The sequence below is a fragment of the Sphingobium sp. YBL2 genome (genome assembly GCF_000943805.1).
In the GTDB taxonomy this organism is placed as follows: Bacteria; Pseudomonadota; Alphaproteobacteria; order Sphingomonadales; family Sphingomonadaceae; genus Sphingobium; species Sphingobium fuliginis.
The window spans coordinates 3,859,057-3,871,812 of the sequence record NZ_CP010954.1; the positions used below are offsets into that span (position 1 = coordinate 3,859,057).

The 12,756-nt window shown below is 63.0% G+C and carries 13 protein-coding genes; 2 read left to right on the forward strand and 11 right to left on the reverse strand.

From position 1 onward, the window contains the following. Positions 1–10: 10 nt before the first annotated feature. The 8 genes from TZ53_RS17760 to TZ53_RS17800 form a co-directional block, all read right to left on the reverse strand. Complete coding sequence (locus TZ53_RS17760) at positions 11–3,154, reverse strand: efflux RND transporter permease subunit (protein WP_044662154.1); 3,144 nt, start codon at positions 3,152–3,154, stop codon at positions 11–13. Then, positions 3,151–4,638, reverse strand: coding sequence for an efflux RND transporter periplasmic adaptor subunit (locus TZ53_RS17765; protein WP_044662155.1), 1,488 nt, complete (start codon positions 4,636–4,638; stop codon positions 3,151–3,153). Before TZ53_RS17765 ends, TZ53_RS17760 begins: the two co-directional genes overlap by 4 nt. Further along, positions 4,635–5,867 carry a TolC family protein gene (locus tag TZ53_RS17770; protein ID WP_044662156.1) on the reverse strand — a complete coding sequence of 411 codons (1,233 nt, stop codon included), beginning with the start codon at positions 5,865–5,867 and terminating at the stop codon, positions 4,635–4,637. The genes TZ53_RS17765 and TZ53_RS17770 overlap by 4 nt, the downstream gene beginning before the upstream one ends. 486 nt (positions 5,868–6,353) lie before the next feature. Further along, the gene (locus tag TZ53_RS17780) at positions 6,354–6,716 is read right to left on the reverse strand and encodes a hypothetical protein (RefSeq protein WP_044662157.1); all 363 of its coding nucleotides are present in this window, start codon (positions 6,714–6,716) and stop codon (positions 6,354–6,356) included. A 265-nt stretch (positions 6,717–6,981) separates the two neighbouring features. Continuing rightward, the gene (gene arsH / locus TZ53_RS17785) at positions 6,982–7,719 is read right to left on the reverse strand and encodes an arsenical resistance protein ArsH (RefSeq protein ID WP_044662158.1); all 738 of its coding nucleotides are present in this window, start codon (positions 7,717–7,719) and stop codon (positions 6,982–6,984) included. Then, positions 7,694–8,371: an aquaporin gene (locus tag TZ53_RS17790; RefSeq protein WP_044662159.1), complete on the reverse strand. Its 678-nt coding sequence runs from the start codon at positions 8,369–8,371 to the stop codon at positions 7,694–7,696. The genes arsH and TZ53_RS17790 overlap by 26 nt, the downstream gene beginning before the upstream one ends. Before the next feature lie 47 nt (positions 8,372–8,418). After that, positions 8,419–8,850: an arsenate reductase (glutaredoxin) gene (arsC, locus tag TZ53_RS17795; protein ID WP_044662160.1), complete on the reverse strand. Its 432-nt coding sequence runs from the start codon at positions 8,848–8,850 to the stop codon at positions 8,419–8,421. A gap of 74 nt (positions 8,851–8,924) precedes the next feature. Continuing rightward, positions 8,925–9,254: an ArsR/SmtB family transcription factor gene (locus tag TZ53_RS17800; protein WP_044662161.1), complete on the reverse strand. Its 330-nt coding sequence runs from the start codon at positions 9,252–9,254 to the stop codon at positions 8,925–8,927. 231 nt (positions 9,255–9,485) lie between these two features. On the opposite strand from TZ53_RS17800, the gene TZ53_RS17805 reads away from it, so the two are divergent. Beyond that, positions 9,486–9,746 (forward strand): hypothetical protein, encoded by a 261-nt coding sequence (locus tag TZ53_RS17805; protein ID WP_044662162.1) that lies wholly within the window; start codon positions 9,486–9,488, stop codon positions 9,744–9,746. A 127-nt stretch (positions 9,747–9,873) separates the two neighbouring features. On the opposite strand, the gene TZ53_RS17810 is transcribed toward TZ53_RS17805, so the two are convergent. Further along, on the reverse strand, positions 9,874–10,584 hold the full coding sequence (locus tag TZ53_RS17810; protein ID WP_044662163.1) for a hypothetical protein: 711 nt from the start codon (positions 10,582–10,584) through the stop codon (positions 9,874–9,876). A 224-nt stretch (positions 10,585–10,808) separates the two neighbouring features. Between TZ53_RS17810 and TZ53_RS26245 the strand changes: the two genes are divergently transcribed. Beyond that, positions 10,809–11,009, forward strand: a complete 201-nt coding sequence (locus TZ53_RS26245; protein WP_076605733.1) for a hypothetical protein — start codon at positions 10,809–10,811, stop codon at positions 11,007–11,009. A gap of 35 nt (positions 11,010–11,044) precedes the next feature. Here the strand turns inward: TZ53_RS26245 and TZ53_RS17815 are convergent, their stop codons facing one another. Further along, positions 11,045–11,713, reverse strand: coding sequence for an alpha/beta hydrolase family protein (locus tag TZ53_RS17815; RefSeq protein WP_044662164.1), 669 nt, complete (start codon positions 11,711–11,713; stop codon positions 11,045–11,047). A 154-nt stretch (positions 11,714–11,867) separates the two neighbouring features. Beyond that, positions 11,868–12,692 carry a MucR family transcriptional regulator gene (locus TZ53_RS17820; protein ID WP_044662165.1) on the reverse strand — a complete coding sequence of 275 codons (825 nt, stop codon included), beginning with the start codon at positions 12,690–12,692 and terminating at the stop codon, positions 11,868–11,870. Positions 12,693–12,756 lie beyond the last annotated feature (64 nt).

Sequence of the window (12,756 nt, forward strand, 5' to 3'; positions counted from 1 at the left end):
GTTTTCTCCTTCAGGGTAAAACGGTGTGTGGGGTGGACGAGACTTGTCGCCGCCGCATGAGCAGATAGGCGGCAGGAATAACGAACATCGACAGGAGCGGCGCGGTCAGCATGCCGCCGACCATGGGCGCGGCGATCCGGCTCATCACTTCCGAGCCCGCGCCCGACCCAACCAGGATCGGGAGCAGGCCGGCGATGATCACCGCCACCGTCATCGCCTTGGGCCGGACGCGCAGTAGCGCGCCCTCGCGCACGGCCTTAGCGACGACATCGGGTGGCGGATCGGCTCCTCGTTGTTCGAGCGCGTCTTTCAGGTAGATCAGCATCACGACGCCGAACTCGGCGGCGACGCCGGCAAGCGCGATGAACCCGACCCCGGTCGCCACCGACTGGTGGTAGCCGAGCAGGTAGAGGATCCAGAATCCGCCGGTGAGCGCGAAGGGTAGCGTGCCCATGATCAGCAGCGCTTCGTCGAAGCGCCCGAAGATGAGGAACAACAGCACGAAGATGATGACCAGCGTCGCTGGGATGACGATCTTCAACCGGTCGACCGCGCGCTGGAGATATTCGAACTGCCCCGAATAGGCGATGCTGACGCCGGGCGAGAGCCTAACCTTGCTCGCCACGGCGTGGCGTAGGTCGCCGACCACCGAAGCAAGATCGCGCCCGCGCACATCGACATAGACCCAGGTCGAGGGGCGGCCATTCTCGGTCTTGAGCATCGGCGGGCCGTCCGCAACGGCGATGCGCGCGACCGTGCCGAGCGTGATCTGCTGGCCCGACGGTGTCAGCACCGGCAGCGCCCGCTGGGCGTCGATGCTGTCGCGGATTTCGCGCGGATAGCGCACATTGATCGGATAGCGGGCCAGCCCCTCGACGGTCTGCCCGACATTTTCGCCACCGACTGCCCCCGAGACGATCGCGTGCACGTCGGCGATGTTCAGTCCGTAGCGGGCAGCCGTAGCGCGATCGATGTCGACATCGACATAGCGCCCGCCGGTCAGGCGTTCGGCCAGCGCCGAGCTGACGCCGGGCACGGTCTTGGCCACGCCCTCAACCGCACGTGCGATGCGGTCGAGCTCGGCAAGAGCGCTGCCAGAAACCTTGACCCCGATCGGGCTCTTGATGCCGGTCGCCAGCATGTCGAACCGGTTGCGGATCGGCGGCACCCAGATATTGGCGAGGCCCGGCACCTTCACTGCCCGGTCCAAGTCATCGACCAGCTTGTCGGGTGTCATGCCGGGTCGCCACTGATCGCGGGGCTTGAAGCGGATCGTCGTCTCGAACATCTCAAGCGGCGCCGGATCGGTGGCGGTCTCGGCGCGCCCGGCCTTGCCGAACACGCTCTGCACCTCGGGCACGGTCTTGATCATCCGGTCGGTCTGTTGGAGCAGTTCCGACGCCTTGGCGGCCGAGAGGCCCGGCAGGGCCGAAGGCATGTAGAGCAGGTCGCCCTCGTTCATCGCCGGCAGGAACTCGCCGCCGAGGCGCGAGAGCGGCCAGGCGGTGGTCGCGAAGACCAGCGCGGCGATGACGAGCGTGGTCTTCGGCTGTTCGAGCACCCAGTCGATCGCGGGGCGATAGGCGCTGGTGAGCGCCCGGTTGATCGGATTGGCCTGTTCGGAAGGGATCCTGCCCCGGATCAGCCAGCCCATCAGTACCGGCACTAGCGTCACCGACAGGATCGCAGCGGCCGCCATCGTATAGGTCTTGGTGAAAGCGAGCGGCGCGAACAGGCGGCCTTCCTGCGCCTGGAGCGTGAACACCGGAACGAAGGAGAGGGTGATGATGAGGAGGCTGAAGAACAGCGCCGGGCCGACCTCCATCGCCGCCTCGGTCACGACGATCCAGTGCTGCGCCCCATGAAGATGTTCGCCGGGATGCTCGCGTTCCCAATGCTCGGTCTTCTTGTGCGCGTTCTCGATCATGACGATCGCGGCATCGACCATCGCACCGATGGCGATCGCGATACCGCCCAGTGACATGATATTCGCATTCACCCCCTGCGCGTGCATGACGATGAAGGCGGCGAGCACGCCCAGCGGCAGAGTGACGATTGCGACCAGCGCCGAGCGGACGTGCCAGAGGAACAGGGCGCAGACGATAGCAACGACGACGAACTCCTCGATCAGCTTGTGGGTGAGGTTCTCCACCGCCTGATCGATGAGCTGTGAGCGGTCATAGGTCGGCACCACAGCAACGCCGGGCGGCAGGCTCTTCTTCAGCTCCTCCAGCTTGGTCTCGACCGCCTCGATCGTGCTGCGCGCGTCCGCGCCCTGGCGCAGGATGACGACGCCGCCCGCCACCTCGCCGTCCCCGTCGAGTTCGGCAATGCCGCGCCGCATTTCGGGGCCAATCTGGACGGTGGCGACATCGCCCAGTGTCACCGGAACGCCGCCGGCCGCGGTCCGCAGCGGGATCGCGCGGAAATCATCGAGCGTCTTTAGATAGCCCGATGCGCGGACCATATATTCGGCCTCGCCCATCTCCAGCACCGAGCCGCCAGCCTCCTGATTGGCTTGGCTGATGGCCGACACCGCCTGTTGATGCGTGATGCCGAAGGCGGCGAGCTTCACCGGGTCGAGGACAACCTGATACTGCTTGACCATGCCGCCAATACTGGCGACCTCGGCGACGCCAGGCAGGCTTTTGAGCTCATAGCGGAGGAACCAGTCCTGAAGCCCGCGAAGCTGAGCGAGATCGTGTCCGCCGGTGCGGTCGACCAGCGCATATTCATAGACCCAGCCAACCCCTGTCGCGTCGGGACCGATGGCGCTTTTCGCCTGATCGGGAAGCCGGCCCTGGACCTGATTGAGATATTCGAGCACGCGGCTGCGCGCCCAATAGAGATCGGTGCCGTCCTCAAAGATCACGTAGACGAAGCTGTCGCCGAAGAAGCTGTAGGCGCGCACTGTCTTCGCGCCGGGCACCGACAGCATGGTGGTGGCGAGCGGATAGGTGACCTGGTTCTCGACGATCTGCGGCGCCTGGCCGGGGAGCGAGGTGCGGATAATGACCTGCGTGTCGGACAGATCGGGCAAGGCATCGATCGGTGTCGAACGAACCGCCCAGAGCCCAGCGAGCACCAGCGCAAGCGCGCCGAGAACGACGAAGAAGCGGTTCTGGACCGACCAGTGGATCAGCCGCCCGATCACTGGCCAGCCTCGCGCGCCATGGTCCTGACTGTCGGGCCGGATGGCAACTGGTCGAAGCTGAACCGGACCCGATCGCCGACCTCGTAACCACGGGCTAGGGTCGGAGTCGCCAGCCGGAAGGTCATGGTCATCGCCGGCCATTGCAGCGCCGGCACCGGCTGATGGCTGAAGGTGATGCTGGCCGCCTCGATCTTGTCGATCCGGCCGACCGTTGCATAAGCGCCGGCTTTTGCCGCCGCCGCTCGAGGAGGTGAGGCAGAGGATGTCGCGATCGGCCGCGCCTGAACGCCCGACAGGCTCGCTTCGGAATCGATCAGGAACTGGCCCGAGGCGACGACTTTTTCTCCTTGAGCGAGGCCCGCGAGGATCTCGGTCTGGCCGCCGCTCGTCTGGCCCGTCTGGACCTCGGCAGGCTGATAGCGGCCCTTGTTAAGTGCGAGCATGACCAGCGTCCGCTTGCCGGTCTGGATCACCGCCTCTGAGGGCACGAGCAGCGCCGACCGCGCACTACCGCCCAAATCGACAGTGGCAAACATGCCAGGCTTCAAGCGCCCCCCGCGATTAGGAAGCTCGATCCGCACGGTCAGCGTTCGGCTGTCGGCCTGGACGGCGGGCAGGATCGCGGCGACCCTACCGGCGAAGTGCTCACCCGGATAGGCGGCGAGCGTCGCGGTCGCGCTCTGGCCCGGGCGCAATTGCCCGGCGATCGCCTCGGGCACGGCCGCATTGAGCCAGACCGTCCCTAGCCCATTCACTTCAGCGAGCGTCTCGCCGGCGGAGACGGTCATGCCCTGGCGGACGCCGAGGTTCTTGATGGTGCCCCCAATTGGCGAGGAGATGGTGACGACATTATGCGGCCTGCCGCTGCGCTCGACGGCCGCAATTGTGCCCGCTGGCATGCCCAGCAGCGCCAGGCGCTGGCGCGCGGCGCGGGTCAGGCTGGCATCACCCGTCCGCCTGACCGCAAGATATTCGGCCTGGGCGCCGGCCCATTCGGGAACGAGCAGATCGGCGAGTAGCGCACCTGCGCCGATGACGTCACCTGGCGCGCGAGCATAGACGCGTTGGACAAAGCCTGCCGCACGGCTCTGGACCACGGCCACGTCACGCTGGTTGAAATCGATGCTGCCGGTCGCGGTCAGCGCCGAACCCATCGTGCCGGTTTGCGCCGCGACCACCCGCAGCCCCAGATTCTGGGTCCGTGCGGGATCGATGGCGATGCCTGCTTCCGCCGGTCCCTCGCCGGCATATTTGGGGACGAGCTGCATATCCATGAACGGCGACTTGCCGGGCTTGTCGAAATGCTGGCTCGGCACCATCGGATCGTACCAGTAGAGGACCTTGCGGCCGGAATCGGCTCCCTTGGGAGCGGCCCCTTCGCCGTGTCCGAGGGTGGCGATGCCATAGCCGGCCCCTCCCGCGACGACCGCTATAACCGTGGCGGCAAGACCGAGCCGCATTCGTGCTGAAATCCTGTCGCTCATTTGTCGTCATCCCCATAGGTCAGCACCAGGCGCGCCGCGTCGCGCGCCACTTCCGCCTCGCGATCCAGCGTCTGCAACTTGGTATCGGCCAGCATCGACCGGGACTGGATCACATCGACGAGGCCCGCGCGCCCAGCGCCATAGCTGGCCGTCTCGAGATCGGTCTTTCGCTGCGCGAGTGGCAGCAATGTGTCTCGCGCGCGCATCCACTGCTCATGGTGCATGACATGATCGGCAAGCCCGCTTTCGAGGTCGGCGGTAAGGCTGCGCCGCATGTCCTCCTGCTCGGCCATCGCCGCGCCAGCGGTCGCGACGCTGGCGGCGATCATCGGATCCTGGCGTTTCCTGGCAAAGAGCGGCAGGCTGACGGACACACCTGCCGACACCATATCGCCATAGCGGTCGGCGCGACGCTGATAGGCAACATCGAACCCCCAGTCGGGGCGCTTTTCCGCGCGGGCGACGGTGATGTCCGCTTCCGCCTGGCGTGTGCGGGTGATGGAAACGGCGAGATCGGGATGGCGGTCGATCGCAGCGCGCAGCGCGGCGGGATCGACCGTGAATTGGGGTATATCGCCCGCGAGCTCAACACTGCTGTCACCGGTCCAGCGCGTCAGCGTCGCTCTCGCCCGTCCCAGATCGGCGGCGACCTCGCTTCTCTTGTCTTCGAGCGCCGCCAGGGCCTGTTGGATGTCCAGCGCCTGCGCCAGACGCACCGTGCCCGAGGCGACCCCTGAGCGTGTTGCCCCTACCATTGGTTGCAAGTCGGCCTTGACCCCGTCGACCGCCGCAAGTCGGCGCTCGGCATAGGCGAGGCTGATCCAGGCGAGCGCGGTTGCCACCCTGACCCGTCGTGCCTCGGAGAGATTGCTCGCCTGCGCTGCCGCGACATCGGCCTCGGCACGGCCGGTACGGGCATGGCGCTTGGCGAGGTTGGGCACGTCCTGGCTGATGCCGACGCGCCCCATCGTCATGCTGTCTCCCGCGAAGGTGCCTGCGGGCGGACCGGAGACGGGGAAATTGTCGAGCCCGACGCCCAGCTTTGGATCGGGCAGCTGCCCGGCGGCCGTTGCCGCCGATCTGCGGGCCTCGGCCTCGAGCAGGCGCGCGCGAATGGATGGCGCCTGCCCTTGTGCGCGAGCGAGGGCATCTTCGAAGCTCAGAGGCTCGGCATGAGCCGCTGCCGCGCTGAGCGCCAGCAAGGGAAAAGCAAACAGAAATCGATACATGGGGGTCTCCCGATCGGGAGCCACCCGGCCTGAGAACCGTACCGCTCAGCGACGTGCGCCGACGCAACGGATAGGGTTGCGTCGGCGCAACGCGCCTGGCCATGGTTCTGCTTATCGGCCGGGAAGCTTGCTTCAGCCGGCCGAGGGATCCGAACGGCCCTCATGCATGGACTTCATGCAGTCGGCTGTGTTCATCGCCATCATGTCGCAATCGCAATGTGCCATCTGCGCCTGATCGGGAATCCAGACGCGCTTTTGTGAAGGCACGGTTGTGCGCGGCCCATATTGCGGCGCGGCTCGCCATTCCCAATGGCCTTGGGGTGCTGGGTGGCGTTCACCGGCCCAGGCGGGCGCGGCAAGGCTGAGGGCTGCCGCAAGGGCAGTAGCTGTCATCTTGAAAGTCATCACGAATATCCATCGACTGAAAATTGCAGGGGATCGCTGCTTCGACCTGCCGATGGGCGGGCGAAGGGAGCGATCGTTCAATCAGCCAAGGATCGTGGGTGGCTCAGGATCGGGCGCGAGATTTTGGCCGGCCAGCACGGGGGTCGTGGACCAGAAATCGGGCGCGTCATAAAGCAGAGGGGTCGCAACCGCGCTGCCCTGGTCTTCTGCGATCAGCGGCACAACGCATCCCATCGCCGCGATGCACTCCAGCGTGAGGCCCTTACACGGTTTCTCGGCGGGCGCAGGTTGCTGCGTGGCCATCATCGCCATGCAGTCGGCGTCCATCGTCATCGCTTCGGGCGCGGCCATTGTGGCCGGAATGGCATGCGCATAGGCCAGCTCTGCCCCAAAAAGGCCGAGCAAGGCTCCGAATAGGAGCAGGGCGGTGAGCAGACGTTTCACGACAGTACCGATCTACAGCAGCAAACCCGGTGCGACAATCATCAAACATGTGCCGTGCAGAAATGGGCGGCTTGGCGGCGGCGAAGTGGTTCCCCGCCGGTCATCCGCTTGGCCCCAATGAACGGCGAAGCATTCAACGGGCGATCAGCCCCATTCTTATCGCTGTTGCTCGGGCGCGCGGCAACCTAGCCACCGGCACCAGCAGCAGCCGGTGAACCAATGGCCATCCAAATTGGGGGCCTTTGTGGTTCCCCCCGTCATCATCTCAGCCCCTGACCGCCTTGATGGACGGATGTTCCGCCTCTTTGATGCCTGCGGCCTTTCGTTCGGAATAGCGGCTCACAAGCTGATCGGCGTGGGGGCGCATGAGAACCGTGAGCCGTACCAATTCCTCCATCACGTCGACAATCCGGTCGTAATAGCTGGACGGCTTCATCCGGCCCGCTTCATCGAACTCCTTATAAGCCATGGCGACCGACGACTGATTGGGGATGGTGAACATCCGCATCCAGCGGCCGAGCAGGCGCAGCGTATTGACCGCATTGAAGGATTGTGAACCGCCGGACACCTGCATGACCGCCAGCGTCCGCCCCTGGGTGGGCCGCATGCCCTTCACTTCCAGCGGCAGATGATCGATCTGCGCCTTCATGATGCCAGTGATGGCGCCGTGCCGCTCCGGGCTGCACCATACCTGGCCTTCGGACCATATGGACAGTTCGCGCAGTTCATGAACCGCCGGATGATCGTCGCCCTTCACCTGGTCGGGCAATGGAAGATCGGAGGGATCGAATATCCGCGTTTCCGCCCCGAAAAGCTGAAGCAGACGCGCAGCCTCTTCCACAGCGAAGCGCGAAAAGGAGCGCTCTCGCAGAGACCCATAGAGCAGGAGGATGCGGGGCGCCGGGATTAGTTCGCCCAGGCCGAGTGCCGGGGAACGCAGCAGATATTCCTTTTGCAGCGCGGGAAGGTGATCGACGTCAGACAGTTTGCGGAGCCGGGTCATTGCGGGCCTCATGCGAAGACGGGGAGAATAGCACCTGGCTCATGGCGTTCGCCGCCAGTGCGCCGACCAGTTGGGCGACAATGAAGGCAGGCACGCTGGAGGGGGCAATGCCCGCAAAGCTGTTGCTGAGCGACCGGGCGATGGTGATGGCCGGGTTGGCGAAGCTGGTCGAGGAGGTGAACCAATAGGCAGCAGTAATGTAGAGGGCGACGGTTGCCGGAACCCACTGCGGGCGCATACGCACCGTTCCCAATATCGTGAAGATGAGGCCAAAGGTGGCGACCGCCTCGCCCGCCCATTGTCCCGGGCCGGCCCGGAGTTTTCCGGATATCTGCCATATGGGCTGGTCGAACATGAAATGAGCGATCAAGACGCCGAGAATACCGCCTGCTAGCTGTGCAAAAACATGCGCCAATGCGGCACGGGTGTCGATCTCACGCCGCAGCCGGGCGACAAGCGTGACGACTGGATTGAAATGCGCGCCTGAAATGGCCCCTAGCACCGTGATCAGGACAAACAGGATTGCGCCGGTCGCCAGCGTATTGCCCAGAAGCGCGATGGCGACGTTCCCTCCGGCAAGTCTCTCGGCCATAATGCCGGAGCCGATCACCGTCGCGAACAGGAACAGGCTGCCGATAGCCTCGGCCAGCATCGTCCTTCGCAGGGGATGTTTGTTTGTCGTCACTGGTCGGCTCGCGGTCACGCGGTCACGCGGTTGCCATCCGCGTCGATCACCAATTCCCCATCTTCCTTCGCAAAAGGACCGCGCTGGGGCGCCGGCAGAAGGTCGAGCACTTCTTCGGACGGGCGGCACAGCTTCACGCCCAGAGATGAGATAACCAAAGGCCGGTTGATCAGGTCGGGATGCGCCATCATGGCATCGACCAGTTGATCGTCAGATAGCGTTTCGTCCTCGAGGCCCAGTTCTGCGTAAGGCGTGCCCTTTTCGCGCAGCAGTTCGCGCGGGGTCATGCCGGCGCGTTCCATCATCTCGACCAGCAGGGCGCGGGCAGGCGGGGTCTTGAGGTATTCGATGACATGCGGTTCGATTCCCGCATTGCGGATCATTGCCAGAGTGTTGCGTGATGTGCCGCAGGCGGGATTGTGATAGATGATGATGTCGTGGATCATATGGATACTCCTGTCGGCGTTGTGACGCCGTCACTTTGCGTATTCCCTGATGTATCGAGGTCATAAGACTTCGTTCAGCAGCAGGCGAGCTCTGCCAGCAATGGTTCACACAGTTCCGCGCGCCCCTCGCAGCAGTCTTTGGCGAGAAAGATCATAAGGCCGCGTAGAGCATCGATGTTCACACGCTGGATTTGCTGGCGGCCGCGCTTTTCGGCCGTCACCAGTCCCGCCTTCACCAAGATGGCGAGATGGGTGGAAAAGGTACTCTGAGTGAGGCCGCTTGCGTCGACCAATTGCCCGGTCGACAAGCCGTCGGGTTCATGTCGAACCAGCAAGCGGAAGGCGGCGAGCCGGGTGGGATGGGCCAGGGCCATCAGAATCACGAGGGCATTATCAGTGTTCATGCATCGGAAATAACCGATGAAACCGGCCTGTCAATATCCATCGGAAATTTCCGATAACACGGCTGCCTCCACGGGCTGCTGCTCGCTACCCCTGAGACTTGATCGCCGCGAAATAGCTGCCGTTCCGGAAACTGAAACGTGAATATTTGCGCTGAACGACCGGGATGGGCCGATTTTACTTCATTCGGAAGGTAATGGCTGACTACCGACGGCGAACAAAAAAGGTAAATAATGGCCGAGAAAAATTCAATCGACGAGCGACGCGAACACTTCGCTTATTGCGTTCAACTGTTTGGCGGAACCACTGCCTTCTCACGGCGCCTTGGCATAGACGAGCGCGCCATCCGCCGATTTATCAATGGCGAGCGGCCTCTTGGTGACGGACTTCTGGAAGACACCGCCAAGGCATTGCACCTGCTCATCGCTGAAGCTACCACTGCCGAAGGAAAGATCGCCGCCATATTGAGCTCTCTGCCGACCGATCCGTCCTAGAGCGCCCATCAGGCCCGTAGTGGTCAGCGTGCGACGGGTCGACGCTCAGGACGTGAGGATCGGAAATTTTGGCTGTGCAACCAATACGGTTCGCGAGCTGCCATGATCTCGCTTGCTCCGTGCATCGCTAGTGGCGGCTGGTAGGAATTAGGAATTGGTCTGTATCGGCGCGGATGACCGTCGACCACAGCCTCGTTTTCGTGAACAACTTATGGATCGGGTAAGGCTCGCCGTAACGTGTTTCATCCAGCAGGCCCAACCAACAGAGCGGGCGCAGGATATGGCTATACGCCACGGCGTGGACCCGATGGTTGTCGCTATCAGCATCGAACACCGCCTTCACGAACTGGTCATCGGTCACGCCCACATGAGCCTCAACGTTCAGGACGCCTAGGAAAAGTAGCCAGTCCTCATCCAGTTGGTCGCCATAGAGGGTGTATCGGGAGTGATCGAGGACGAACAGCAGATGGTGGGCGAGCGCAATCCAAAGATTGCCAGGATGCCCGAGCAAATCCTTCCCGGCTGCCGTGATATGCAGGAAGCCCTTCCGGTGACGTGCCAGCTTGGCGCTAATCAACAGGTCGTGCAGCAGCATCAAGGGCGGGAAGTCGGGTTCGTTGAGGACCTTGTTGACAGCGTATAAGTCTTCGGCGGTGTAGTAAGGCCATTCAAACGCTTCCGCCGCCCATGTGACGAACGTCCGCTTCAAAGCTCTATTCGGTGTCAGGCCAATGGGGCCGACGTCCAGCATATATTTGAGCATCAGGCGAGCGGCGCGCAGCATGTGCGCGTTCGGCAGTGCCGGGTCGTCGTGCTGAGGGGCAAAGAATTCGATCATGAGGTGCGCAGATTGCAACCTGTCAGGCTAGCAGGCAACCGTCGATGTTCTGCGGCGCTCAGGCTGGCCAAATGATGGCCGAGCGGGAACAAGCGGAATGTGAACTTTTAGGGAAGCGATCGTGAGCGTTGAGTGACGAAAATGGATCGTGCCTGGGTCGAAAGCTGTGGAAAAAACGCAGATGCGTGTAGACATCCAGCGCAATCACGCTCTACGCGGACGCGATGAGCATCGTTGCCACCATCATGAATTCGACCACCGGCCAACCCATACAAAAGATGACTTTTGGTCGGATGCCAAAGCCTTGGGCTACTTTTCATCTGGAGAACGGAGAGCGGGTCACCGCCGATCGCGTAAATGTCGGTAAACCTGCGCCAGGCAAGTTTGTTGCCCCTGTCGAAGTCTGGGTTACCCCCAAAACCTGAGGGTTCTATCGCGCATTGACCCTTTGCCTTTGCAGTTACAAAAGCGACGAAACCCAGTCATCCAGCGCATCAAGAGCTTCGGCTTCGGAATCGGCCGAACTTCTCCCACTTTTCCTAGCCACCTTGAAGCTGTGGTCGGCTTGATCGACCATATGTAGCCTGGCGCGGTCGCCGAGGTCGGAAATGACGGGCTGTAGCAGATCCATTTCCGCGAGCGCATCGCGCGAGCCGGAAATGAACAGCATGGGTATTTTGATGCAGGTGAGGTGATCGGCCCGTTCGATCCCCGGTTTCCCTGCCGGATGTAGCGGAAAGCCGAGGAAGGCCAGGCCTTTGACCGCTGGCAGGGGCTCCTCGGCCTGGGCTTGCGACGTCATGCGCCCGCCAAAGGATCGGCCGCCGGCGAAGAGGGGGAGTTCTGGCGCCAGTTCGACCGCTCGCGCTGCGGCCGCGCAGACGACAGCATGCGCGAGCTTGGGGCCATCGGGCCGCTTCGACCCTTTCTCCATGTAAAGAAATTGATAGCGCAGCGTTGCAATTCCTCGGGCAGCGAGCCCCTCGGCATTCGATGCCATCGCCTGATGGTTCATCCCCGCGCCGGCCCCATGGGCAAAGAGAAAAAGCGCCTTTGCAGTCGGGGGACGAAGCATCAGCCCCGACACTGCTTCCATTCCAACCTCGATGCGGACGGGCTTCGGCCCCATCTGACATGGCCTTTCGGTATCGGGAGAACTTCTGCCCGCGAGGACGCTAAGCATGAGAACCATTGGATCCGGCGCTAATGACGGCGGCGGCATTTCCGGCTGCACCCGTTGGCGAATGGAAAAGGGGACGCCATTGCGCCCCCATTCACGAAACTCAGGCAGGCGTTTCGGACTTGTTGCCTGAGCCCAGATGCGCGCCGGCGGCAGAAAGGGCTGCTTTCAATGATTTGGGTTTCGTCGCGGACTTGGCCTTGGTTGGCGCCTTCTTTTCCGTCGGCTTGGCGTCGCCGGCAGCGGGTGCAGGCTTGGCGGCGGGAGCTGCAGCCTTATCCTTGGGACCTGCAATGGAAAGGCGTTTCCGCTCGTCAGCCTTCGCCTTAGGTGCCTTGGCGCCGGCCGCCTTCGGCGCGCTCTTTGCTATCACAGCCGGTTCCGCCTTTGCCGCCGAGGCGGACTTCTTCGAGGGAGCCGACTTGGTCGTGCTCGCCGCCTTGGGCGCTGCGCTATCCACGGTCGGTGCGACATTTGACGGCGCTGCCTTCGCTGCATCCGTCTTTGGAGCAGCCGCGGAAACGGTGGGCTTTTTGCCAAGGCCCAGCTTTTGGGCAACGGCACGCCGCGCCTCGGAATAGCTGGCAGCTACAAGTGGGTAATCTTTGGGCAGTTTGTAGCGTTCACGATACTGCTCGGGCGTGAGACCATTGGTCGCCAGGTGGCGCTTCAGCGTCTTGTAGGGTCTACCGTCGATCAGGCTCAGAATGTGATCAGGAGAAGAGAGACTTTTGCGGATCGTGACCGCGGGCGTGAACGTCGGCTCGACTGCCAGATCGGCTTGCGCGGTCGGCGTTTCGACGAGCGCTGCGCGCGTCGTCTTGATCAGTTCTGCAAGGCCTTCGCTCGGCACCGTATTGCGAGACACATAGGCGCTCAAAAGCTGGACGGTAAGTGCGGTGATTTCAGTCTGATTGTCGTCGGCCATTATGCGATCCCATGCTTACTCAATAATTGAAGCTTTTTGCGTGCTACACGGTCAAATGTAAATA